This window comes from Pseudomonas sp. NPDC089547 (assembly GCF_050280665.1).
In the GTDB taxonomy this organism is placed as follows: Bacteria; Pseudomonadota; Gammaproteobacteria; order Pseudomonadales; family Pseudomonadaceae; genus Aquipseudomonas.
In genome coordinates this window covers 1-23,301 of record NZ_JBNNVS010000061.1, presented here as the reverse complement: position 1 = coordinate 23,301, position 23,301 = coordinate 1, and the positions used below count along the sequence as shown (strand labels likewise).

Here is a 23,301-nt window from a genome sequence, read left to right as displayed (position 1 = left end):
GCGCCCGCGAAGCAGGCAACGCGGTGGATGGCACCGGCTTTGCCGGTGTTCGCGGGCGCGCCCGCTCCCACAGGGAACGCGGTACCAGCCTGCATGCATTCGGCCCTTTTCCTATGCAAGCCAACAGCCCATGGCTATCATGCCTGCCTTATTCCAAGTCGAGACTGGCATGCTGAAGTTGTTGAATCTCCTCAAGGATGGCCGGTTCCATTCCGGAGAAGCCCTGGGCGCAGCCCTCGGGGTAAGTCGCAGCGCCGTATGGAAGCAGCTGCAGCACCTGGAGAGTGAGCTGAACCTCAGCATTCACAAGGTTCGTGGCCGCGGCTATCAGCTGGCGGCACCGCTGGCCTTGCTTGAGGCGCAGGCCATCGCCGGGTATGCCGAAGGTGAACAATGGCCGGTGTTCATCCATGAAACCATCGATTCGACGAATGCCGAAGGCTTGCGGCTTGCCGGCCAAGGGCAGGTGGCTCCATTTATTGTCCTGGCCGAGCGCCAAAGCGCCGGTCGCGGCCGGCGTGGGCGCCAGTGGGTCAGCCCATTTGCCGAAAATCTCTATTACAGCCTTGTACTGCGTGTGGAAGGCGGCATGCGCCAGCTCGAAGGTTTGAGTCTGGTGGTCGGTTTGGCCGTAATGCGTACCTTGCAGGCATTTGGCGTAAAGGATGTAGGGCTCAAATGGCCCAACGATGTGCTGGTTCGCGGGCAGAAGATCACCGGTATTCTCCTGGAGCTGGTTGGCGACCCGGCCGATGTCTGTCATGTGGTGCTAGGTATTGGTATCAATGTGAACATGCAGGATAACGATCAGGTCGACCAGCAGTGGACCTCGATGCGGCGTGAGGTGGGTGCGGTAATAGATCGCAACCACTTGGTGGCTTCACTCAGCCAGCAACTGCAGCACGAATTGGCACGCCATCGTCGCTATGGGTTTGCAGCATTCCAGGAAGAATGGGAGCAAGCGCATCTTTGGCAGGGGCGCAATGTTTCGCTGGTTGCTGGCAGCACGCATATTGATGGTGTGGTTCTTGGCGTCGACGGGCAGGGCGGCTTGCGCCTTGAGGTGGACGGAGTGGAAAAGAGCTTCAGTGGTGGTGAGCTCAGTTTGAGGTTGCGTGATGATTCTTGAGCTCGATTGCGGTAACAGCTTCATCAAGTGGCGAGTTATCCACGTCGCTGATGCGGTCATTGAGGGTGGCGGGATCGTCGACTCCGATCATGCGCTGCTGGCTGAGGTGGCGGGGTTGGCTTCAGTGCGTCTTACCGGCTGCCGTATTGTTAGCGTACGCAGCGAAGAAGAAACCGATGCATTGTGCGCATTGATCGCTCAGGCATTTGCCGTTCAGGCGCGTGTTGCGCACCCTGCGCAGGAAATGGCGGGTGTGCGCAACGGTTATGACGACTATCAGCGTCTGGGCATGGACCGTTGGCTGGCTGCGCTCGGCGCATTTCACCTGGCCAAGGGGGCTTGCCTGGTAATCGACCTGGGCACCGCTGCCAAATCTGACTTCGTCGCTGCTGACGGAGAGCACCTGGGTGGCTACATCTGTCCTGGCATGCCCCTGATGCGCAGCCAGTTGCGTACCCATACCCGCCGTATTCGCTATGACGATGCTTCCGCCGAGCGGGCATTGACCAGCCTGTCGCCAGGCCGTTCCACGGTTGAGGCGGTCGAGCGCGGTTGTGTGCTGATGCTCCAGGGCTTTGCGCGTACCCAGCTTGATCAGGCGCGAATGCTCTGGGGTGATGAATTCACGGTGTTCCTCACCGGTGGCGATGCGCCGCTGGTGCGGGAGGCCGTGCCACAGGCGCGTGTCGTACCCGACCTGGTTTTCGTTGGTCTGGCCATGGCCTGCCCATTGGATTGAGGTGCTTATGCGTTGGTTGTTTCTGCTGTTACTGGTGCTCAACGTGTTCTATTACGTATGGCATCAGCAGGAAGCCCCGCTGAAGGTCAAGGAAGTCGCCCCTCTGTCTCTGTACAAGGGGAATCAGCAAGAAATCCGTCTGCTGCGTGAAACGGGTGTTTCTGCGCCGCCCAAGCGCCGTGATGAATGCCTGGTTGTCGGGGGCGTGGTGGGGCAGGAGCAGCTTGATGCACTGCGTCAGCGGCTGCTGAGCCTTGATATTGTCACCTTGCCGGTGGCGGGGCAGCTGCCCGGAGCAGATGGGCGCTGGCTCAAGGTCGCCCCGGAAAGCGAGCGTTTGCTGGACCAAACGGTGCTGTCAGCTCTTTCCAATGATTTCAAAGACTTAAAACATAAAATTATTTTCTGCCAGGGTATTGCAACTGGCGAATAGCTTGATAGAATGGCGCCCGCTTCACAGGGAACACCACTCAGGTGGTAGCGCTGGAGGCGGTGTCAAAGCAGCTAAGTTTCAGATTTGATTGAAAAAATTTGAAAAAACGCTTGACACTAGGACGGCAGACAAATAGAATGCCGGCCACATCTGGAGGGATTCCCGAGCGGCCAAAGGGGACGGACTGTAAATCCGTTGCGAGAGCTTCGAAGGTTCGAATCCTTCTCCCTCCACCAGTTTTAGCGAGAGCCGCAAGCTCCGCGGGTATAGTTTAGTGGTAGAACCTCAGCCTTCCAAGCTGATGATGCGGGTTCGATTCCCGCTACCCGCTCCAAGTTTGCTGGATTTTGCGCAAAGTGTTTCGCTCTTGTAGCTCAGTTGGTAGAGCACACCCTTGGTAAGGGTGAGGTCAGCGGTTCAAATCCGCTCAAGAGCTCCATTTAAACAAGGCAGATATGAAAATATCTGCCTTTGTTTTATCAGCGCAAGACTATTTCTTCTGCGGAGGATTGTATCGATGGCTAAGGAAAAGTTTGATCGTTCCCTTCCCCACGTTAACGTCGGCACTATCGGCCACGTTGATCACGGTAAGACCACTCTGACCGCAGCTCTGACTCGCGTCTGCTCCGAAGTTTTCGGTTCGGCAGTCGTTGAGTTCGACAAGATCGACTCGGCTCCGGAAGAAAAAGCGCGCGGTATCACCATCAACACCGCTCACGTCGAGTACAAATCGAAGATTCGTCACTACTCTCACGTTGACTGCCCAGGTCAGGCTGACTTCGTTTTGATCATGATCACCGGTGCTGCCCAGATGGACGGCGCGATCCTGGTTTGCTCGGCCGCCGATGGTCCGATGCCACAAACCCGTGAGCACATCCTGCTGTCCCGTCAGGTTGGCGTTCCGTACATCGTGGTCTTCCTGAACAAGGCTGACCTGGTAGACGACGCAGAGCTGCTGGAACAGGTCGAGATGGAAGTTCGCGACCTGCTGTCCACCTACGACTTCCCAGGCGACGACACTCCGATCATCATCGGTTCGGCTCGTATGGCGCTGGAAGGCAAAGACGACAACGAAATGGGCATCACCGCTGTCAAGCGTCTGGTTGAAACCCTGGACAGCTACATCCCAGAGCCAGAGCGCGCTATCGATAAGCCGTTCCTGATGCCGATCGAAGACGTATTCTCGATCTCGGGTCGTGGTACCGTTGTTACCGGCCGTATCGAGCGTGGTATCGTCCGCGTTCAGGATCCGCTGGAAATCGTTGGTCTGCGTGACACCACCACCACCACCTGCACCGGTGTTGAGATGTTCCGCAAGCTGCTGGACGAAGGTCGTGCTGGCGAGAACTGCGGCGTTCTGCTGCGTGGTACCAAGCGTGACGACGTTGAGCGTGGCCAGGTTCTGGTCAAGCCAGGCTCGGTCAAGCCGCACACCAAGTTCACCGCAGAAGTCTACGTTCTGTCGAAGGAAGAAGGCGGTCGTCACACTCCGTTCTTCAAAGGCTACCGTCCTCAGTTCTACTTCCGTACCACTGACGTGACCGGTAACTGCGAACTGCCGGAAGGCGTTGAAATGGTAATGCCAGGTGACAACATTCAGATGACTGTTACCCTGATCAAGACCATCGCAATGGAAGACGGTCTGCGCTTCGCTATCCGTGAAGGCGGTCGTACCGTCGGCGCCGGCGTCGTAGCAAAAATTATTGAATAAGTAGTTGATTTACTTGATCAGGCCGGTATAATGGCCGGCCTGATACAGCGTTACAGGTCAGTAGCTCAATTGGCAGAGCGACGGTCTCCAAAACCGTAGGTTGGGGGTTCGATTCCCTCCTGACCTGCCATTTCACTTCGGTGTGATGGCTTTCTTCTCACAGGATCCTCCTCGATGACTCCCAAAACTGAAGCCCAAGAATCGCGTTTTGATCTGTTCAAGTGGCTGGCTGTAGTTGCTTTGGTGGTCGTGGCTGTTGTGGGTAATCAATATTACTCCGCCTCCCCGATTCTGTATCGCGTTCTCGCACTTCTTGTTCTGGCTGCTGTCGCGGGCTTTGTAGCTCTGCAGACTGCGAAGGGCAGGTCGTTCTTTGCGCTGGCGAAGGAAGCTCGTACCGAAATCCGTAAAGTCGTGTGGCCGACCCGCCAGGAAACCACCCAGACCACGCTGATTGTCGTGGCTGTCGTGCTGGTTATGGCACTGCTGCTGTGGGGGCTTGATTCCCTGCTCGGCTGGGCGGTCTCCCTGATCGTTGGCTAAAGGTGTCCCGTGGCTAAGCGTTGGTATGTTGTGCATGCTTACTCGGGTTACGAGAAGCATGTAATGCGCTCCCTGATCGAGCGCGTGAAGCTGGCTGGCATGGAAGACGGTTTCGGCGAGATCCTGGTTCCGACCGAGGAAGTTGTCGAGATGCGCAACGGCCAGAAGCGCAAGAGTGAGCGTAAATTCTTCCCTGGTTATGTACTGGTCCAGATGGAGATGAACGAAGGTACTTGGCACTTGGTCAAGGACACTCCTCGAGTGATGGGCTTCATCGGTGGTACTGCAGATAAGCCTGCGCCGATCACTGATAAAGAAGCTGAGGCTATCCTGCGTCGCGTTGCCGATGGTAGCGACAAGCCGAAGCCCAAGACGCTGTTCGAGCCAGGTGAAGTGGTTCGTGTCGTTGATGGTCCGTTTGCTGACTTCAACGGTAGTGTCGAAGAAGTTAACTACGAAAAGAGTCGCCTCCAGGTGGCGGTGCTCATTTTCGGTCGCTCTACTCCGGTGGAGCTCGAGTTCAGCCAGGTCGAAAAGGTCTAGGCGGACGAAGCATCCCATACCCCGCAGCCCTGTGTGCTGCGGGGTTTTGTCGTCACTGGGATAAAACGCAAGTCATCCGGGGAGCCAACAGGCGTTCGTACCCGATTTTGGAGTAGCTCATGGCTAAGAAGATTCAGGCTTACATCAAGCTGCAAGTTAAGGCCGGCCAGGCCAACCCAAGCCCACCCGTTGGTCCAGCACTGGGTCAACACGGTGTGAACATCATGGAATTCTGCAAGGCCTTCAACGCCCGTACTCAGGGTCAAGAAGCCGGCCTGCCGACTCCTGTGATCATCACTGTCTACAGCGACCGTAGCTTCACCTTCGAGACCAAGAGCACCCCTGCCTCGGTTCTGCTGAAGAAAGCTGCTGGCCTGACCAGTGGTTCGGCTCGTCCGAACACCGTTAAAGTCGGTACCGTTACCCGTGCTCAGCTGGAAGATATCGCCAAGGCAAAACAGGCTGATCTGACCGCCGCTGACCTGGACGCTGCTGTACGCACCATCGCTGGCTCTGCCCGCAGCATGGGCCTGAACGTGGAGGGTGTGTAATGGCTAAGCTGACCAAACGCCAAAAGGCAATCGCCGAGAAAATCGAAGCAGGCAAGGCCTACAACTTCGAAGAAGCGGCAACTCTGCTGGCCTCGCTGCCTGCTGCCAAGTTCGTAGAATCCTACGACATCGCCGTTAACCTCGGTGTTGACCCGCGTAAATCCGACCAGGTCGTACGTAGCGCTACTGTGCTGCCACACGGCACTGGCAAGACCGTTCGCGTTGCTGTCTTCACCCAGGGTCCAGCTGCTGAAGCCGCTCTGGCTGCCGGCGCTGACCGCGTAGGTATGGACGATCTGGCTGCCGAAATGAAAGCCGGCGACCTGAACTATGACGTCGTCATTGCATCGCCTGATGCCATGCGCGTTGTGGGTCAGCTGGGTCAGGTTCTGGGTCCTCGTGGCCTGATGCCTAACCCGAAAGTTGGTACCGTTAGCCCAGACGTAGCCACTGCCGTGAAAAACGCCAAGGCTGGTCAGGTTCGCTACCGTACCGACAAAAACGGTATCATCCACACCTCCGTTGGCAAGGTCGGCTTTGAAGCTGGCAAGCTGAAGGAAAACGTTGAAGCCCTGATCGCTGACCTGAAGCGTATCAAGCCAGCTTCCTCGAAAGGTATCTACGTCAAGCGCGTTACCCTGAGCACCACCATGGGCCCAGGTCTGGTCATCGATCAGAGCTCGCTGAACGTGTAAGAACTTGGCGGTGCGACCTGTCGCACCGCCAGCAAAAATTGGGGTCCCTGCCTGGCGGGGGCTATCCAAGACCGTAGGCGGCGCAAGCCTTAAAACACCAGCCCACGCAGATGGTGCTCCCGATTCGTTACCGAATCAGACACCAAAACGACATCCGGCTTCGGCCAGATGAAACGGTAAAAACCAGGAGTAAACCCGTGGCAATTAAACTCGAAGACAAGAAGGCCATCGTCGCTGAAGTCAACGAGGCTGCCAAAGTCGCTCTGTCCGCTGTCGTGGCTGATGCCCGTGGTGTGACTGTAGGCGCAATGACCGGACTCCGTAAAGAGGCCCGCGAAGCTGGCGTTTACGTACGTGTTGTACGTAACACCCTGCTCAAGCGCGCTGTTGAAGGCACCGAATTCTCGATCCTCAACGACGCGTTCAAAGGCCCGACCCTGATTGCTTTCTCCAACGAACACCCGGGCGCTGCTGCTCGTCTGTTCAAAGAGTTCGCCAAGGGTCAGGACAAGTTCGAGATCAAGGCAGCTGCGTTTGACGGCAATTTCATTGCAGCGAACCAGATCGACGTGTTGGCTTCCCTGCCGACCCGCGACGAAGCTATTGCACGACTGATGAGCGTTATCCAAGGCGCCACCAGCAAGCTGGCTCGTACTCTGGCAGCCATTCGCGACCAGAAAGAAGCTACCGCTGCCTAAGGCACGCGAACTCTTTCAAAATCATACGTTTAATTTGATGGCTGCGTAGGCTGTCACCCCAATACAGGATTTAAGTCATGTCTCTGACTAACGAACAAATCATCGAAGCAATCGGCCAGAAAACCGTTCTGGAAGTTGTTGAGCTGATCAAAGCAATGGAAGAAACCTTCGGCGTTACTGCTGCTGTTGCCGCTGCTGGCCCAGCTGCTGCTGCTGCCGTTGTTGAAGAGCAGACCGAGTTCAACGTTGTTCTGGTTGAAGCCGGCGACAAGAAAGTGAACGTGATCAAAGCCGTTCGCGAACTGACCGGTCTGGGCCTGAAAGAAGCCAAAGAGAAAGTCGATGGCGCTCCTCAGGTTGTAGCTGAAGGCGTTTCGAAAGAAGCCGCTGAAGACGCTAAGAAGAAGCTGGAAGAAGCAGGCGCTAAAGTCGAGCTGAAGTAATCTCGACCTTGCGATGCCAGCCTGAGCGTTGAGCGTAAGGCTGATGGCTGGTGGCTTATGCCACCGGCCTTTTTCCGTTATTGGTGGTCGGTCAGGCCGGCCCCGATAACGAGCTGCAAGACACCCATGTGGGTGGCGCAAACCAAGGGGTTTGCACGATTTTCTGGCTGCTCCCGCCGGGAGAAGCCAAACAAGCAGGTGACCAAGCTGGGGAACGCTGATGGCTTACTCATACACTGAGAAAAAACGTATCCGCAAGGACTTTAGCAAGTTGCCGGACGTCATGGATGTGCCTTACCTCCTGGCCATCCAGCTGGATTCGTATCGCGAATTCCTGCAAGCGGGAGCATCCAAGGATCAGTTCCGCGACGTCGGCCTGCACGCGGCCTTCAAATCGGTATTCCCGATCATCAGCTACTCCGGCAATGCTGCCCTGGAGTATGTAGGCTATCGCCTGGGCGAACCCGCCTTCGATGTGAAGGAATGTGTCCTGCGTGGCGTGACCTTCGCGGTCCCACTGCGGGTCAAGGTGCGCCTGATCATCTTCGACAAGGAATCGTCGAACAAAGCGATCAAGGACATCAAAGAGCAAGAAGTCTACATGGGTGAAATCCCCCTGATGACTGAGAACGGTACCTTCGTTATCAACGGTACCGAGCGTGTGATCGTTTCCCAGCTGCACCGTTCGCCTGGTGTGTTCTTCGACCACGACCGTGGCAAGACTCACAGCTCCGGCAAGCTGCTGTACTCCGCTCGCATCATTCCTTACCGCGGTTCGTGGCTGGACTTCGAGTTCGACCCGAAGGACTGCGTGTTCGTACGTATCGACCGTCGCCGCAAGCTGCCGGCTTCGGTGCTGCTGCGCGCCCTGGGTTACAGCACTGAAGAAGTGCTGAACACCTTCTACACCACCAACGTGTTCCACATTTCCGGCGAAAAACTCAGCCTGGAACTGGTGCCACAGCGTCTGCGTGGTGAAGTTGCGGTCATGGATATCCATGACGAAACCGGCAAAGTCATCGTCGAGCAGGGGCGCCGCATCACCGCGCGCCACATCAACCAGCTCGAGAAAGCCGGCGTCAAGGAACTGGACGTTCCAATGGAGTACGTCCTGGGCCGTACCACTGCCAAGGCCATCGTGCACCCGGCTACCGGTGAGATCCTGGCTGAGTGCAACACCGAGTTGACCACTGATCTGCTGATCAAAGTCGCCAAGGCACAGGTTGTCCGCATCGAGACCCTGTACACCAACGACATCGACTGCGGTCCGTTCATCTCCGACACCCTGAAGATCGACACCACCAGCAACCAGCTGGAAGCCCTGGTCGAGATCTACCGCATGATGCGTCCAGGCGAGCCGCCAACCAAGGATGCTGCCGAGACCCTGTTCAACAACCTGTTCTTCAGCGCCGAGCGTTACGATCTGTCCGCTGTTGGCCGCATGAAGTTCAACCGTCGTATCGGTCGTACCGAGATCGAAGGTTCGGGCGTGCTGAGCAAGGAAGACATCGTCGAGGTTCTGAAGACCCTGGTCGATATCCGTAACGGCAAAGGCATCGTCGACGACATCGACCACCTGGGTAACCGTCGCGTACGTTGCGTTGGCGAAATGGCCGAGAACCAGTTCCGTGTTGGCCTGGTGCGTGTAGAGCGCGCGGTCAAGGAACGCCTGTCGATGGCTGAAAGCGAAGGCCTGATGCCGCAAGACCTGATCAACGCCAAGCCGGTTGCGGCGGCGGTGAAAGAGTTCTTCGGTTCCAGCCAGCTGTCCCAGTTCATGGACCAGAACAACCCGCTCTCCGAGATCACCCACAAGCGCCGCGTCTCTGCACTCGGCCCTGGCGGTCTGACCCGTGAGCGTGCCGGCTTCGAAGTCCGTGACGTACACCCGACCCACTACGGCCGTGTGTGCCCGATCGAGACCCCTGAAGGTCCGAACATCGGTCTGATCAACTCCCTGGCAGCCTATGCCCGCACCAACCAGTACGGCTTCCTGGAAAGCCCGTACCGTGTGGTGAAGGAAGGCGTTGTCAGCGACGACATCGTGTTCCTGTCGGCAATCGAAGAGGCGGATCACGTCATCGCTCAGGCTTCGGCCGCGATGAACGAGAAGAAGCAGCTGATCGATGAGCTGGTAGCTGTTCGTCACCTGAACGAATTCACCGTCAAGGCGCCGGAAGACGTCACCCTGATGGACGTTTCGCCGAAGCAGGTTGTATCCGTTGCTGCGTCGCTGATTCCATTCCTCGAGCACGACGACGCCAACCGTGCGTTGATGGGTTCGAACATGCAGCGTCAGGCTGTACCAACCCTGCGTGCCGACAAGCCGCTGGTAGGTACCGGCATGGAGCGCAACGTTGCCCGTGACTCCGGTGTCTGCGTGGTTGCCCGCCGCGGTGGTGTGATCGACTCGGTCGACGCCAGCCGTATCGTCGTTCGCGTTAACGACGACGAAGTGGAAACCGGCGAAGCAGGTGTAGATATCTACAACCTGACCAAGTACACCCGTTCGAACCAGAACACCTGCATCAACCAGCGTCCGCTGGTGAGCAAGGGTGACAAGGTTCAGCGTAGCGACATCATGGCTGACGGCCCGTCCACCGACATGGGTGAACTGGCACTGGGCCAGAACATGCGCATTGCGTTCATGGCGTGGAACGGCTTCAACTTCGAAGACTCCATCTGCCTGTCCGAGCGTGTGGTTCAGGAAGACCGCTTCACCACAATCCACATCCAGGAACTGACCTGTGTGGCGCGTGACACCAAGCTTGGCCCAGAGGAAATCACTGCAGACATCCCGAACGTGGGTGAGGCTGCACTGAACAAGCTGGACGAAGCCGGTATTGTCTATGTGGGTGCTGAAGTTGGCGCTGGCGACATCCTGGTCGGCAAGGTCACGCCAAAAGGCGAAACCCAGCTGACTCCGGAAGAAAAACTGCTGCGCGCAATCTTCGGTGAGAAGGCCAGCGACGTTAAGGACACCTCCCTGCGTGTGCCAACCGGCACCAAGGGTACCGTCATCGACGTACAGGTCTTCACCCGTGATGGCGTCGAGCGCGACAGCCGTGCCCTGGCCATCGAGAAGATGCAGCTGGACGAGATCCGCAAGGACCTCAACGAAGAGTTCCGTATCGTCGAAGGCGCAACCTTCGAGCGTCTGCGTTCTGCCCTGAACGGCCAGGTGGTCGACGGTGGTGCGGGCCTGAAGAAAGGCACCGTGGTCACTGACGAAGTGCTGGACGGTCTGGAGCACGGCCAGTGGTTCAAACTGCGCATGGCTGAAGATGCACTGAACGAGCAGCTGGAAAAAGCTCAACAGTACATCGTCGATCGTCGCCGTCTGCTGGACGACAAGTTCGAAGACAAGAAGCGCAAGCTGCAGCAGGGTGATGACCTGGCACCGGGCGTACTGAAGATCGTCAAGGTCTACCTGGCAATCCGCCGTCGCATCCAGCCGGGTGACAAGATGGCCGGTCGTCACGGTAACAAGGGTGTTGTCTCGGTAATCATGCCGGTCGAAGACATGCCGCACGATGCCAACGGTACTCCGGTCGACGTCGTACTGAACCCGCTGGGCGTACCTTCGCGTATGAACGTTGGTCAGATCCTTGAAACCCACCTGGGCCTGGCGGCCAAGGGTCTGGGCGAGAAGATCGACCGCATGCTCGAAGAGCAGCGCAAAGCCGCTGAGCTGCGCGTGTTCCTGACCGAGGTCTACAACGAGATCGGCGGTCGTCAGGAAAACCTCGACGAGTTCACCGACGCAGAGATCCTGGCCCTGGCCCACAACCTGAAGAAAGGCGTGCCGATGGCTACTCCGGTCTTCGACGGTGCCAAGGAGCGCGAGATCAAGGCCATGCTGAAGCTGGCCGACCTGCCAGAGAGCGGCCAGATGGTGCTGTTCGATGGCCGTACCGGCAACAAGTTCGAGCGTTCTGTGACCGTTGGTTACATGTACATGCTCAAGCTGAACCACTTGGTGGACGACAAGATGCACGCGCGTTCCACTGGTTCCTACAGCCTGGTTACCCAGCAGCCGCTGGGTGGTAAGGCGCAGTTCGGTGGTCAGCGTTTCGGGGAGATGGAAGTGTGGGCGCTGGAAGCATACGGCGCGGCATACACCCTGCAAGAAATGCTCACAGTGAAGTCGGACGACGTGAACGGCCGTACCAAGATGTACAAGAACATCGTGGATGGCGATCACCGTATGGAGCCGGGCATGCCCGAGTCCTTCAACGTGTTGATCAAAGAGATCCGTTCGCTCGGTATCGACATCGATCTGGAAACCGAATAACACGTGACGCGAAGGGGAGTGGGCAGGTAATGCCCACTCCCTGCTCCGCCAGGAGGAAAGGCCTTGAAAGACCTACTGAATTTGCTGAAAAACCAGGGTCAAGTCGAAGAGTTCGACGCCATCCGCATCGGTCTGGCGTCGCCTGAAATGATCCGTTCGTGGTCGTTCGGTGAAGTCAAGAAGCCGGAAACCATCAACTACCGTACGTTCAAGCCTGAGCGTGACGGCCTGTTCTGCGCCAAGATCTTTGGCCCAGTCAAGGACTACGAGTGCCTGTGCGGCAAGTACAAGCGCCTCAAGCACCGCGGCGTAATCTGCGAGAAGTGCGGCGTTGAAGTTGCCCTGGCCAAGGTTCGTCGTGAGCGTATGGCGCACATCGAACTGGCCTCGCCGGTTGCCCACATCTGGTTCCTGAAGTCGCTGCCGTCCCGTATCGGCCTGCTGATGGACATGACCCTGCGTGATATCGAGCGCGTGCTCTACTTCGAGAGCTATGTCGTTATCGACCCGGGCATGACCACCCTGGAAAAGGGCCAGCTGCTGAACGACGAGCAGTACTTCGAAGCGCTGGAAGAGTTCGGTGACGACTTCGACGCCCGCATGGGTGCCGAGGCTGTCCGCGAGCTGCTGCACGCTATCGACCTGGAGCACGAGATCGGCCGCCTGCGCGAAGAGATTCCGCAGACCAACTCGGAAACCAAGATCAAGAAGCTGTCCAAGCGCCTGAAGCTGATGGAAGCTTTCCAGGGCTCGGGCAACCTGCCTGAGTGGATGGTCCTGACCGTCCTGCCAGTGCTGCCGCCGGACCTGCGTCCGTTGGTTCCGCTGGATGGCGGCCGCTTCGCGACCTCCGACCTGAACGATCTGTATCGTCGGGTGATCAACCGTAACAACCGTCTGAAGCGCCTGCTGGATCTGTCGGCGCCGGACATCATCGTGCGTAACGAAAAGCGCATGCTGCAGGAAGCGGTCGACGCCCTGCTGGACAACGGCCGTCGCGGTCGCGCCATCACTGGCTCGAACAAGCGTCCGCTGAAGTCCCTGGCCGACATGATCAAAGGTAAGCAAGGTCGCTTCCGTCAGAACTTGCTCGGTAAGCGTGTTGACTACTCCGGCCGTTCGGTAATTACCGTAGGCCCGACCCTGCGTCTGCACCAGTGCGGTCTGCCGAAGAAGATGGCCCTCGAGCTGTTCAAGCCGTTCATTTTCGGCAAGCTGGAAATGCGTGGTCTGGCGACCACCATCAAGGCTGCCAAGAAGATGGTCGAGCGCGAGCTGCCAGAGGTGTGGGACGTTCTCGCCGAGGTGATCCGCGAACACCCCGTACTGCTCAACCGTGCGCCGACCCTGCACCGTCTGGGTATCCAGGCCTTTGAACCGGTTCTGATCGAAGGTAAGGCTATCCAGCTGCACCCGCTGGTCTGCGCCGCGTACAATGCCGACTTCGACGGTGACCAGATGGCCGTTCACGTGCCGCTGACGCTGGAAGCGCAGCTCGAAGCGCGCGCGTTGATGATGTCGACCAACAACATCCTGTCGCCAGCCAACGGTGAGCCAATCATCGTTCCGTCGCAGGACGTGGTACTGGGTCTGTACTACATGACCCGTGAAGCCATCAACGCCAAGGGCGAAGGTCGCGTGTTTGCCGACCTGCAGGAAGTCGACCGCGTATTCCGCGCCGGCGAAGCTGCCCTGCACGCGAAAATCAAGGTTCGTATCAACGAAACCGTGAAAGAGCGTGATGGTTCGGTGGTCAAGAACACCCGTATCGTCGACACCACCGTCGGCCGTGCGCTGCTGTTCCAGGTTGTACCGGCAGTCCTGCCGTACGATGTGGTCAACCAGCCAATGAAGAAAAAGGCGATCTCCAAGCTGATCAACCAGTGCTACCGCGTGGTTGGTCTGAAAGAGACCGTTATCTTCGCTGACCAGTTGATGTACACCGGTTTCGCCTACTCGACCATTTCCGGTGTTTCCATCGGTGTTAACGACTTCGTTATCCCGGACGAGAAAGCCCGCATCATCGGTAATGCTACCGATGAAGTGAAGGAAATCGAGAGCCAGTACGCCTCCGGCCTGGTAACCCAGGGCGAGAAGTACAACAAGGTCATCGACTTGTGGTCGAAGGCGAACGACGAAGTGTCCAAGGCGATGATGGCCAACCTCTCGAAAGAGAAGGTCATCGACCGCGAGGGCAAGGAAGTCGAGCAAGAGTCCTTCAACTCGATGTACATGATGGCTGACTCGGGTGCGCGTGGTTCCGCAGCCCAGATCCGTCAGCTGGCCGGTATGCGTGGCCTGATGGCCAAGCCGGACGGCTCCATCATCGAGACGCCGATCACTGCGAACTTCCGTGAAGGTCTGAGCGTACTCCAGTACTTCATCTCGACTCACGGTGCTCGTAAGGGTCTGGCGGATACCGCCTTGAAGACTGCGAACTCGGGTTACCTGACTCGCCGTCTGGTAGACGTTGCCCAGGATCTGGTAGTTACCGAGATCGACTGCGGCACCGACCAAGGCCTGCTGATGACTCCGCACATCGAAGGCGGCGACGTTGTAGAGCCGCTGGGTGAGCGTGTACTGGGTCGTGTAATCGCCCGCGACGTGTTCAAGCCAGGCACCGAGGACGTCATCGTTCCGGCCGGTACCTTGGTCGACGAACAGTGGGTCGAGTTCATCGAGCTGAACAGCATCGACGAAGTGATCGTGCGTTCGCCGATCAACTGCGAAACCCGCTACGGCATCTGCGCCAAGTGCTACGGTCGTGACCTGGCTCGCGGTCACCAGGTGAACATCGGTGAAGCTGTCGGCGTTATCGCTGCACAGTCGATCGGTGAGCCAGGTACCCAGCTGACCATGCGTACGTTCCACATCGGTGGTGCTGCAAGCCGTACTTCGGCTGCCGACAGCGTCCAGGTGAAGAACGGCGGTATGGTGCGTCTGCACAACCTGAAGCAGGTTGAGCGTGCCGACGGTAACCTGGTTGCCGTATCGCGTTCGGGTGAGTTGGCCATTGCCGACGAATTCGGTCGTGAGCGTGAGCGCTACAAGCTGCCTTACGGTGCGGTGATTTCGGTCAAGGAAGGTGAGAAGGTCGAAGCTGGCGCCATCGTCGCCAAGTGGGACCCGCACACCCACCCGATCGTTACCGAGCTGAAAGGTACCGTGACCTTCGTGGGCATGGAAGAAAACATCACCATCAAGCGTCAGACCGATGAACTGACCGGCTTGACCAACATTGAAGTACTGGACGTCAAGGATCGCCCTGCCGCAGGCAAGGAAATCCGTCCGGCAATCAAGATGGTCGATGCCGCTGGCAAGGATCTGTACCTGCCAGGTACCGACGTACCTGCCCAGTACTTCCTGCCGGCCAACGCCCTCGTTGGTGTGGCTGACGGTGCCCAGATCGGTGTTGGTGACGTTATCGCGCGTATCCCGCAAGAAACGTCGAAGACCCGTGACATCACCGGTGGTCTGCCACGCGTTGCCGACCTGTTCGAAGCGCGTCGTCCGAAAGAAGCCTCGATTCTGGCTGAAGTCAGCGGCACCATCGCATTCGGTAAAGAGACCAAGGGCAAGCGTCGCCTGGTCATCACTCCGACCGACGGTAGCGATCCGTACGAAGAGCTGATTCCGAAGTGGCGCCACCTGAACGTCTTCGAAGGTGAGCAGGTAAACCGTGGTGAAGTTATTTCCGACGGCCCGAGCGATCCGCACGACATCCTGCGTTTGCTGGGTGTGAGCGCGCTGGCGAAGTACATCGTCAACGAGATCCAGGACGTTTACCGTCTGCAAGGCGTGAAGATCAACGACAAGCACATCGAGACCATCCTGCGTCAGATGCTGCGCAAGGTCGAGATCTCCGAGTCGGGCGATTCCAGCTTCATCAAGGGCGACCAGATGGAACTGACCCAGGTACTGGTAGAGAACGAGCGTCTCGCCGGCGAGGACAAGTTCATCTCCAAGTTCACCCGCGTGCTGTTGGGTATCACCAAGGCGTCGCTGTCGACCGAATCGTTCATCTCCGCGGCTTCCTTCCAGGAAACAACCCGCGTACTGACCGAAGCGGCGGTAACCGGCAAGCGTGACTACCTGCGCGGCCTGAAAGAGAACGTGGTCGTGGGTCGTCTGATCCCGGCCGGTACCGGTCTGGCCTACCACAGCGAGCGCAAGCGTCGCCGTGAAGCCGACAAACCGCTGCGTGTAAGCGCCAGTGAGGTGGAAGCCGCACTGACCGAAGCGCTGAATTCCAGCGGTAACTAAGTACAGGGCAGGGCCCCGGCAAGCCTCGATCGGCCATCGGCGACATGAAATGTTGCCGATGATCGGGCGAGGAGGGCCGGGGCCTCGTCTTGACTGGGTGCAAGATCCTCTTTAGACTTTTGTACCCTTAAATTTGGTGAGGCTCCGTCTCGCCAATTTTTGGCTTTCTTGCAAGACAATAGAGTCGCAAGACAATCAGTGGAGCTAGTAGATGGCAACTATCAACCAGCTGGTACGTCAGCCGCGTAAGCGTTCGGTCGAGAAGTCCGACGTTCCTGCGCTGCAGAACTGCCCGCAGCGTCGTGGCGTGTGCACTCGTGTGTACACCACCACGCCGAAAAAACCTAACTCGGCACTGCGTAAAGTATGCCGTGTGCGTCTGACCAACGGTTTCGAGGTTTCCTCGTACATCGGTGGTGAAGGCCACAACCTGCAAGAGCACAGCGTCGTCCTGATCCGTGGCGGCCGTGTAAAAGACTTGCCAGGTGTTCGTTACCACACCGTTCGCGGCTCTCTGGATACTTCGGGCGTTAAAGGCCGTAACCAGGGTCGTTCGAAATACGGTACCAAGCGTCCGAAGTAATCGGCCGTTTGCAGACATCCATTTTATTGAGTCGATAAGAGTAAGGTCGGGCAGGGGTCGAAGACCCACGTCCCGGGCTAACCTGAAGACCGTTTGAGGGCTTATCATGCCAAGACGTCGTGTAGCAGCAAAACGTGAGATCCTTGACGATCCGAAGTACGGATCCCAGATCCTCGCCAAGTTCATGAACCACGTGATGGAAAGCGGCAAGAAGGCCGTAGCCGAGCGCATCGTTTACGGTGCCCTGGATACTGTCAAAGCACGCAAGAACAGCGACCCCCTGGAAATCTTCGAGAAAGCTCTCGACGCCATCGCTCCGCTGGTCGAAGTTAAGTCCCGTCGTGTCGGCGGTGCTACTTACCAGGTTCCGGTTGAAGTTCGTCCATCCCGTCGTAACGCTCTGGCAATGCGCTGGCTCGTAGACTACGCCCGCAAGCGCGGCGAGAAGTCGATGGCTCTGCGCCTGGCCGGCGAACTGCTGGATGCTGCCGAAGGCAAGGGTGCTGCAGTCAAGAAGCGTGAAGACGTTCACCGTATGGCTGAAGCCAACAAAGCGTTCTCGCACTACCGCTTCTAATTCAAGCATCAATCATTTTGCGAGGGCTTTATGGCTCGTACTACAGCAATTAACCGCTACCGTAACATCGGTATCTGTGCTCACGTTGACGCGGGCAAGACTACCACTACCGAGCGGATCCTGTTCTACACAGGTCTGAGCCACAAGATGGGCGAGGTGCATGACGGCGCCGCGACCACCGACTGGATGGTGCAGGAGCAGGAGCGCGGTATCACCATTACCTCCGCTGCCGTTACCACCTTCTGGAAAGGTTCCCGTGGTCAGTACGACAACTACCGCGTAAACGTCATCGATACCCCCGGCCACGTTGACTTCACCATTGAAGTAGAGCGTTCGCTGCGTGTACTCGACGGCGCGGTCGTTGTGTTCTGCGGTACCTCCGGCGTTGAGCCGCAGTCCGAAACCGTATGGCGTCAGGCCAACAAGTACGGCGTTCCACGTGTTGTCTACGTGAACAAGATGGACCGTGCCGGTGCAAACTTCCTGCGCGTTGTCGGCCAGATCAAGAACCGCCTGGGTCACACCCCGGTTCCGGTCCAGCTGGCTATCGGTGCAGAAGACGACTTCCAGGGTCAGGTTGACCTGATCAAGATGAAAGCCATCTACTGGAACGACGACGACAAAGGCACCACCTACCGCGAGGAAGAGATTCCTGCCGAGCTGGTGGACCTGGCCAACGAATGGCGCAGCAACATGGTCGAGGCTGCTGCCGAGGCCAACGAAGAGCTGATGAACAAGTACCTTGAAGAAGGTGACCTGTCCGTCGAAGACATCAAGGCTGGTCTGCGCGCCCGTACCCTGGCGAGCGAGATCGTTCCTGCTGTCTGCGGTTCCTCGTTCAAGAACAAGGGCGTTCCCCTGGTTCTCGACGCTGTTATCGACTTCCTGCCTGCTCCGACCGAAATCCCGGCGATCAAGGGTATCCACCCTGACCTGATCGACGTGCCGAAGGACGAAGTCAAGCCAGAGCAGTACGACGAGCGTCCTGCTGACGACGACGAGCCGTTCTCGGCCTTGGCGTTCAAGATCGCTACCGACCCGTTCGTGGGTACCCTGACCTTCGTCCGCGTCTACTCGGGCTTCCTGACCTCTGGTGACTCCGTCATCAACTCGGTCAAGGGCAAGAAAGAGCGCGTTGGTCGTATGGTGCAGATGCACGCCAACCAGCGTGAAGAAATCAAGGAAGTACGTGCAGGCGACATCGCTGCTCTGATCGGCATGAAGGACGTCACCACCGGTGATACCCTGTGCAACCTCGACAAGCCGATCATCCTTGAGCGTATGGACTTCCCTGAGCCGGTAATTTCGCTCTCCGTAGAGCCGAAAACCAAGGCTGACCAGGAGAAGATGGGTATCGCACTGGGCAAGCTGGCCCAGGAAGACCCGTCGTTCCGCGTCAAGACCGACGAAGAAACCGGCCAGACCATCATCTCCGGTATGGGTGAGCTGCACCTGGACATCCTCGTTGACCGCATGAAGCGCGAGTTCAACGTCGAGTGCAACGTCGGCAAGCCGCAGGTTTCGTACCGCGAGAAGATCACCAAGTCCAACGTCGAGATCGAAGGCAAGTTCGTTCGTCAGTCGGGTGGTCGTGGTCAGTTCGGTCACTGCTGGATCCGTTTCTCGGAGCCGGACGTAGACGAGAAAGGCAACATCACCGAAGGTCTGGTGTTCACCAACGAAGTCGTTGGTGGTGTGATTCCTAAGGAATTCATCGCCCCGATCCAGAAGGGCATCGAAGAGCAGATGAAAAACGGCGTTGTTGCCGGCTATCCGCTGCTCGGCCTGAAGGCTACGGTGTTCGACGGTTCGTACCACGACGTCGACTCCAACGAAATGGCGTTCAAGATCGCCGCTTCGATGGCGACCAAGCAACTGGCCCAGAAGGGCGGTGGCGTGGTGCTTGAGCCGATCATGAAGGTCGAAGTTGTAACCCCGGAAGACTACCTGGGTGACGTGATGGGTGACCTGAGCCGTCGTCGCGGGATGATCCAGGGTAATGAAGACTCGGTGTCCGGCAAGGTAATCACTGCTGAGGTACCACTCGGAGAGATGTTCGGTTACGCAACCGACGTTCGTTCCATGTCTCAGGGTCGCGCAAGCTACTCCATGGAATTCTCCAAATACGCCGAAGCTCCGTCGAACATCGTCGAAGCACTCGTTAAAAAACAAGGCTAATCCCCTTTAGGCAAGAGGTTCACTGTCGTGGCTAAAGAAAAATTTGATCGTTCCCTTCCCCACGTTAACGTCGGCACTATCGGCCACGTTGACCACGGTAAGACCACTCTGACCGCAGCTCTGACTCGCGTCTGCTCCGAAGTTTTCGGTTCGGCAGTCGTTGAGTTCGACAAGATCGACTCGGCTCCGGAAGAAAAAGCGCGCGGTATCACCATCAACACCGCTCACGTCGAGTACAACTCGAACATTCGTCACTACGCTCACGTTGACTGCCCAGGTCACGCTGACTACGTGAAGAACATGATCACCGGTGCTGCCCAGATGGACGGCGCGATCCTGGTTTGCTCGGCCGCCGATGGTCCGATGCCACAAACCCGTGAGCACATCCTGCTGTCCCGTCAGGTTGGCGTTCCGTACATCGTGGTCTTCCTGAACAAGGCTGACCTGGTAGACGACGCAGAGCTGCTGGAACAGGTCGAGATGGAAGTTCGCGACCTGCTGTCCACCTACGACTTCCCAGGCGACGACACTCCGATCATCATCGGTTCGGCTCGTATGGCGCTGGAAGGCAAAGACGACAACGAAATGGGCATCACCGCTGTCAAGCGTCTGGTTGAAACCCTGGACAGCTACATCCCAGAGCCAGAGCGCGCTATCGATAAGCCGTTCCTGATGCCGATCGAAGACGTATTCTCGATCTCGGGTCGTGGTACCGTTGTTACCGGCCGTATCGAGCGTGGTATCGTCCGCGTTCAGGATCCGCTGGAAATCGTTGGTCTGCGTGACACCACCACCACCACCTGCACCGGTGTTGAGATGTTCCGCAAGCTGCTGGACGAAGGTCGTGCTGGCGAGAACTGCGGCGTTCTGCTGCGTGGTACCAAGCGTGACGACGTTGAGCGTGGCCAGGTTCTGGTCAAGCCAGGTTCGGTCAAGCCGCACACCAAGTTCACCGCAGAAGTCTACGTTCTGTCGAAGGAAGAAGGCGGTCGTCACACTCCGTTCTTCAAAGGCTACCGTCCTCAGTTCTACTTCCGTACCACTGACGTGACCGGTAACTGCGAACTGCCGGAAGGCGTTGAAATGGTAATGCCAGGTGACAACATTCAGATGACTGTTACCCTGATCAAGACCATCGCAATGGAAGACGGTCTGCGCTTCGCTATCCGTGAAGGCGGTCGTACCGTCGGCGCCGGCGTCGTAGCCAAAATCATCGAGTAATCACTCGACCGATTGAAAAAAGCCTCCGCTCAGCGGGGGCTTTTTTTATTGGGTTGACACTAAATTGGGGCGTCTATAGAATCACGCCTCCTTTTAGCGGGCGTAGTGCGTCCGTTGGGAACAGCCTGGAGTCTGAAATCCAATGCAAAATCAGCAAATCCGTATCAGGTTGAAGGCTTTCGACCATCGCCTGATCGACCAATCCACCCAGGAAATCGTGGAAACCGCGAAACGTACTGGTGCACAAGTGCGTGGTCCAATTCCACTGCCTACCCGCAAAGAGCGTTTCACCGTTCTGGTCTCCCCGCACGTCAACAAAGACGCGCGTGACCAGTACGAGATTCGCACTCATAAGCGTGTTCTGGACATCGTCCAGCCAACGGATAAAACCGTTGACGCGCTGATGAAGCTTGATCTGGCGGCAGGTGTGGAAGTACAGATCAGCCTCGGCTAAGACTTCGGTCTAGTCGTGTAACGCTCTGAAATGGGCGGCCATAGCGGGTGAAAGCCCCGTACACTCATGAGGTTTACAACATGACTATTGGTGTAATCGGTCGCAAGTGCGGTATGACCCGCATTTTCACCGAAGAAGGTGTCTCCATTCCGGTCACGGTCATTGAGATCGAGCCGAATCGTGTCACCCAGTTCAAAACTGAAGAAACCGATGGCTACCGTGCAGTGCAAGTCACTGTCGGCGAGCGTCGTGCTTCGCGTGTGACTGCCGCTCAGGCAGGCCACTTCGCCAAGGCTAACGTTGCCGCTGGTCGCGGTGTTTGGGAGTTCCGTCTTGAAGAAGGCGATTTCCAGGCTGGCGATCTGATCAAAGCTGAACTCTTCACTGCAGGCCAGCTGGTAGACGTTACTGGTCAGTCCAAAGGTAAAGGCTTCGCCGGTACCATCAAGCGCTGGAACTTCCGTGGTCAGGACAACACCCACGGTAACTCCGTGTCGCACCGTGTTCCTGGTTCCATCGGCCAGTGCCAGACTCCTGGTCGTGTGTTCAAGGGCAAGAAAATGTCCGGTCACATGGGCGCCGAGCGCGTGACTGTTCAGTCCCTGGAAGTAGTTCGCGTAGACGCTGAGCGCAACCTGCTGCTGGTCAAGGGTGCCGTTCCTGGCGCTACTGGCGGCGACGTGGTTGTACGTCCAGCTGTCAAGGCTCGCGGTTAAGGGGAAACTGACATGCAACTCAATGTAAATGACGCTCAGGCGATCGAAGTTTCCGAACTGACTTTCGGTGGCGAATTCAACGAGACGCTGGTTCACCAAGCAGTCGTGGCCTACATGGCCGGCGGCCGTCAGGGCACCAAGCAGCAAAAGACCCGTTCCGACGTGGCTGGTGGCGGTAAGCGCCCATGGCGTCAGAAGGGTACTGGCCGTGCTCGTGCTGGTACCACTCGTGGTCCGATCTGGCGTGGCGGTGGTGTAACCTTCGCAGCTCGCCCTCAAGATCACTCGCAGAAGCTCAACAAGAAGATGTATCGCGCAGCCCTGCGCTCCATCCTCGCTGAGCTGGTGCGTAGCGACCGTCTGGTCGTGGTTCAGGACTTCGCTGTTGAAGCACCGAAAACCAAAGATCTGCTGAACAAGCTGAACGGCATGGGTCTGAGCGATGTACTGATCGTTTCCGACGCTGTTGATCAGAACCTGTACCTGGCTGCTCGCAACCTGCCGCACGTCGATGTACGTGACGTACAGGGTTCCGACCCGGTCAGTCTGATCGCATACGAGAAAGTGTTGATCACTGTCTCGGCCGTGAAGAAATTCGAGGAGCTGCTGGGATGAACCAGGAACGCGTATTTAAAGTCCTCCTTGGCCCGCACGTTTCCGAGAAGGCTACCGTTCTGGCTGAGAAAAAAGGCCAGTTCGTATTCAAGGTTGCTACCGATGCAACCAAGCTGGAAATCAAGAAAGCTGTCGAAGGCCTGTTCAACGTAAAAGTTGAAAACGTGTCGACTGTTAACGTTCTGGGTAAAACCAAGCGTACCGCACGTGGTCTGGGCAAGCGTAATGACTGGAAGAAGGCGATCGTCTCCCTTCAGCCAGGCCAAGATCTCGATTTCAGCAGCAGTGCTGAGTAAGGAAGGGGTGCATCATGGCAATCGTTAAATGCAAACCGACTTCCCCTGGCCGCCGTTTCGTGGTCAAGGTGGTCAACAAGGAGCTGCACAAAGGCGCTCCTCACGCACCGCTGCTCGAGAAGAAATCGAAGTCTGGTGGTCGTAACAACAATGGCCGCATTACCACTCGTCACGTTGGTGGTGGTCATAAGCAGCATTACCGTCTGGTCGACTTCCGTCGCAACGACAAAGATGGCATTCCAGCCACTGTCGAGCGTATCGAATACGATCCAAACCGTACTGCTCACATCGCCCTGCTGTGCTACGCAGACGGTGAGCGTCGCTACATCATCGCCCCTAAAGGTGTGAGCGCTGGTGACCAGCTGATCGCAGGTGCCCTGGCCCCAATCAAGGCCGGTAACTCCCTGCAGCTGCGCAACATCCCAGTAGGTAGCACCATTCACGGCGTCGAACTGAAGCCGGGTAAAGGTGCTCAGATCGCTCGTTCCGCTGGTGCTTCGGCTCAGCTGATCGCTCGTGACGGCGTATACGTGACTCTGCGTCTGCGTTCCGGTGAGATGCGTAAAGTACTGGCTGAGTGCCGTGCGACCCTGGGCGAAGTCTCGAACTCCGAGCACAG

Annotated in this window: 21 protein-coding genes and 4 tRNA genes; all 25 read left to right on the top strand. The window is 57.5% G+C overall.

Going from position 1 to position 23,301, the window contains the following annotated elements; translation table 11 throughout:
• The first annotated feature begins 169 nt into the window (after positions 1-169).
• Positions 170-1,129 carry a bifunctional biotin--[acetyl-CoA-carboxylase] ligase/biotin operon repressor BirA gene (gene birA, locus ACQKPZ_RS25710; protein WP_427543637.1) on the top strand — a complete coding sequence of 320 codons (960 nt, stop codon included), beginning with the start codon at positions 170-172 and terminating at the stop codon, positions 1,127-1,129.
• Complete coding sequence (locus tag ACQKPZ_RS25705) at positions 1,119-1,868, top strand: pantothenate kinase (protein WP_427543634.1); 750 nt, start codon at positions 1,119-1,121, stop codon at positions 1,866-1,868. Before birA ends, ACQKPZ_RS25705 begins: the two co-directional genes overlap by 11 nt.
• Before the next feature lie 7 nt (positions 1,869-1,875).
• On the top strand, positions 1,876-2,301 hold the full coding sequence (locus ACQKPZ_RS25700) for a hypothetical protein (RefSeq protein WP_427543631.1): 426 nt from the start codon (positions 1,876-1,878) through the stop codon (positions 2,299-2,301).
• 152 nt (positions 2,302-2,453) lie between these two features.
• Positions 2,454-2,537: transfer RNA gene (locus ACQKPZ_RS25695), tRNA-Tyr, on the top strand.
• 24 nt (positions 2,538-2,561) lie between these two features.
• A tRNA-Gly gene (locus tag ACQKPZ_RS25690) sits at positions 2,562-2,635 on the top strand.
• Between the two features lie 29 nt (positions 2,636-2,664).
• Positions 2,665-2,740: transfer RNA gene (locus tag ACQKPZ_RS25685), tRNA-Thr, on the top strand.
• Positions 2,741-2,818: 78 nt separating this feature from the next.
• Positions 2,819-4,012, top strand: coding sequence for an elongation factor Tu (tuf, locus tag ACQKPZ_RS25680; protein ID WP_427543629.1), 1,194 nt, complete (start codon positions 2,819-2,821; stop codon positions 4,010-4,012).
• A 54-nt stretch (positions 4,013-4,066) separates the two neighbouring features.
• A tRNA-Trp gene (locus ACQKPZ_RS25675) sits at positions 4,067-4,142 on the top strand.
• Positions 4,143-4,186: 44 nt separating this feature from the next.
• Positions 4,187-4,555 (top strand): preprotein translocase subunit SecE, encoded by a 369-nt coding sequence (gene secE / locus ACQKPZ_RS25670; protein WP_427543626.1) that lies wholly within the window; start codon positions 4,187-4,189, stop codon positions 4,553-4,555.
• Positions 4,556-4,564: 9 nt separating this feature from the next.
• Positions 4,565-5,098: a transcription termination/antitermination protein NusG gene (gene nusG / locus ACQKPZ_RS25665; RefSeq protein ID WP_043199430.1), complete on the top strand. Its 534-nt coding sequence runs from the start codon at positions 4,565-4,567 to the stop codon at positions 5,096-5,098.
• Between the two features lie 119 nt (positions 5,099-5,217).
• Positions 5,218-5,649, top strand: a complete 432-nt coding sequence (gene rplK, locus ACQKPZ_RS25660; protein ID WP_003255500.1) for a 50S ribosomal protein L11 — start codon at positions 5,218-5,220, stop codon at positions 5,647-5,649.
• Entirely contained in the window at positions 5,649-6,344 is a 696-nt protein-coding gene (gene rplA, locus ACQKPZ_RS25655; protein ID WP_016392127.1) for a 50S ribosomal protein L1, read from the top strand. The genes rplK and rplA overlap by 1 nt, the downstream gene beginning before the upstream one ends.
• A 197-nt stretch (positions 6,345-6,541) precedes the next feature.
• Complete coding sequence (rplJ, locus tag ACQKPZ_RS25650) at positions 6,542-7,042, top strand: 50S ribosomal protein L10 (RefSeq protein WP_391138069.1); 501 nt, start codon at positions 6,542-6,544, stop codon at positions 7,040-7,042.
• Positions 7,043-7,119: 77 nt separating this feature from the next.
• A complete protein-coding gene (gene rplL, locus ACQKPZ_RS25645) occupies positions 7,120-7,485 on the top strand; it encodes a 50S ribosomal protein L7/L12 (protein WP_003255496.1) in 366 nt (121 codons plus the stop codon).
• Positions 7,486-7,705: 220 nt separating this feature from the next.
• Positions 7,706-11,779, top strand: a complete 4,074-nt coding sequence (gene rpoB, locus ACQKPZ_RS25640) for a DNA-directed RNA polymerase subunit beta (RefSeq protein WP_391138066.1) — start codon at positions 7,706-7,708, stop codon at positions 11,777-11,779.
• 63 nt (positions 11,780-11,842) lie between these two features.
• Positions 11,843-16,042 carry a DNA-directed RNA polymerase subunit beta' gene (gene rpoC / locus ACQKPZ_RS25635; RefSeq protein ID WP_427543623.1) on the top strand — a complete coding sequence of 1,400 codons (4,200 nt, stop codon included), beginning with the start codon at positions 11,843-11,845 and terminating at the stop codon, positions 16,040-16,042.
• Between the two features lie 211 nt (positions 16,043-16,253).
• Entirely contained in the window at positions 16,254-16,625 is a 372-nt protein-coding gene (gene rpsL / locus ACQKPZ_RS25630; protein WP_003255492.1) for a 30S ribosomal protein S12, read from the top strand.
• A 106-nt stretch (positions 16,626-16,731) separates the two neighbouring features.
• Positions 16,732-17,202 (top strand): 30S ribosomal protein S7, encoded by a 471-nt coding sequence (rpsG, locus tag ACQKPZ_RS25625; protein ID WP_003246741.1) that lies wholly within the window; start codon positions 16,732-16,734, stop codon positions 17,200-17,202.
• 30 nt (positions 17,203-17,232) lie between these two features.
• Positions 17,233-19,380 carry an elongation factor G gene (gene fusA / locus ACQKPZ_RS25620; RefSeq protein WP_427543620.1) on the top strand — a complete coding sequence of 716 codons (2,148 nt, stop codon included), beginning with the start codon at positions 17,233-17,235 and terminating at the stop codon, positions 19,378-19,380.
• Positions 19,381-19,407: 27 nt separating this feature from the next.
• On the top strand, positions 19,408-20,601 hold the full coding sequence (tuf, locus tag ACQKPZ_RS25615; RefSeq protein WP_427543617.1) for an elongation factor Tu: 1,194 nt from the start codon (positions 19,408-19,410) through the stop codon (positions 20,599-20,601).
• A 142-nt stretch (positions 20,602-20,743) separates the two neighbouring features.
• Complete coding sequence (rpsJ, locus tag ACQKPZ_RS25610) at positions 20,744-21,055, top strand: 30S ribosomal protein S10 (RefSeq protein WP_003186070.1); 312 nt, start codon at positions 20,744-20,746, stop codon at positions 21,053-21,055.
• Between the two features lie 80 nt (positions 21,056-21,135).
• A complete protein-coding gene (gene rplC, locus ACQKPZ_RS25605; protein ID WP_003257089.1) occupies positions 21,136-21,771 on the top strand; it encodes a 50S ribosomal protein L3 in 636 nt (211 codons plus the stop codon).
• A 12-nt stretch (positions 21,772-21,783) separates the two neighbouring features.
• Positions 21,784-22,386, top strand: coding sequence for a 50S ribosomal protein L4 (gene rplD, locus ACQKPZ_RS25600; protein WP_003255485.1), 603 nt, complete (start codon positions 21,784-21,786; stop codon positions 22,384-22,386).
• Positions 22,383-22,682, top strand: a complete 300-nt coding sequence (rplW, locus tag ACQKPZ_RS25595; RefSeq protein ID WP_003255484.1) for a 50S ribosomal protein L23 — start codon at positions 22,383-22,385, stop codon at positions 22,680-22,682. The genes rplD and rplW overlap by 4 nt, the downstream gene beginning before the upstream one ends.
• 14 nt (positions 22,683-22,696) lie before the next feature.
• On the top strand, positions 22,697-23,301 hold a 605-nt coding region (gene rplB, locus ACQKPZ_RS25590; RefSeq protein ID WP_400716391.1), incomplete at its 3' end, for a 50S ribosomal protein L2.

Coding starts and splice junctions, on each gene's coding strand:
- birA (WP_427543637.1), top strand. CDS start 170: ATGCTGAAGTTGTTGAATCTCCTCAAGGATGGCCGGTTCCATTCCGGA.
- ACQKPZ_RS25705 (WP_427543634.1), top strand. CDS start 1,119: ATGATTCTTGAGCTCGATTGCGGTAACAGCTTCATCAAGTGGCGAGTT.
- ACQKPZ_RS25700 (WP_427543631.1), top strand. CDS start 1,876: ATGCGTTGGTTGTTTCTGCTGTTACTGGTGCTCAACGTGTTCTATTAC.
- tuf (WP_427543629.1), top strand. CDS start 2,819: ATGGCTAAGGAAAAGTTTGATCGTTCCCTTCCCCACGTTAACGTCGGC.
- secE (WP_427543626.1), top strand. CDS start 4,187: ATGACTCCCAAAACTGAAGCCCAAGAATCGCGTTTTGATCTGTTCAAG.
- rplK (WP_003255500.1), top strand. CDS start 5,218: ATGGCTAAGAAGATTCAGGCTTACATCAAGCTGCAAGTTAAGGCCGGC.
- rplA (WP_016392127.1), top strand. CDS start 5,649: ATGGCTAAGCTGACCAAACGCCAAAAGGCAATCGCCGAGAAAATCGAA.
- rplL (WP_003255496.1), top strand. CDS start 7,120: ATGTCTCTGACTAACGAACAAATCATCGAAGCAATCGGCCAGAAAACC.
- rpoB (WP_391138066.1), top strand. CDS start 7,706: ATGGCTTACTCATACACTGAGAAAAAACGTATCCGCAAGGACTTTAGC.
- rpsL (WP_003255492.1), top strand. CDS start 16,254: ATGGCAACTATCAACCAGCTGGTACGTCAGCCGCGTAAGCGTTCGGTC.
- rpsG (WP_003246741.1), top strand. CDS start 16,732: ATGCCAAGACGTCGTGTAGCAGCAAAACGTGAGATCCTTGACGATCCG.
- fusA (WP_427543620.1), top strand. CDS start 17,233: ATGGCTCGTACTACAGCAATTAACCGCTACCGTAACATCGGTATCTGT.
- rpsJ (WP_003186070.1), top strand. CDS start 20,744: ATGCAAAATCAGCAAATCCGTATCAGGTTGAAGGCTTTCGACCATCGC.
- rplC (WP_003257089.1), top strand. CDS start 21,136: ATGACTATTGGTGTAATCGGTCGCAAGTGCGGTATGACCCGCATTTTC.
- rplD (WP_003255485.1), top strand. CDS start 21,784: ATGCAACTCAATGTAAATGACGCTCAGGCGATCGAAGTTTCCGAACTG.
- rplW (WP_003255484.1), top strand. CDS start 22,383: ATGAACCAGGAACGCGTATTTAAAGTCCTCCTTGGCCCGCACGTTTCC.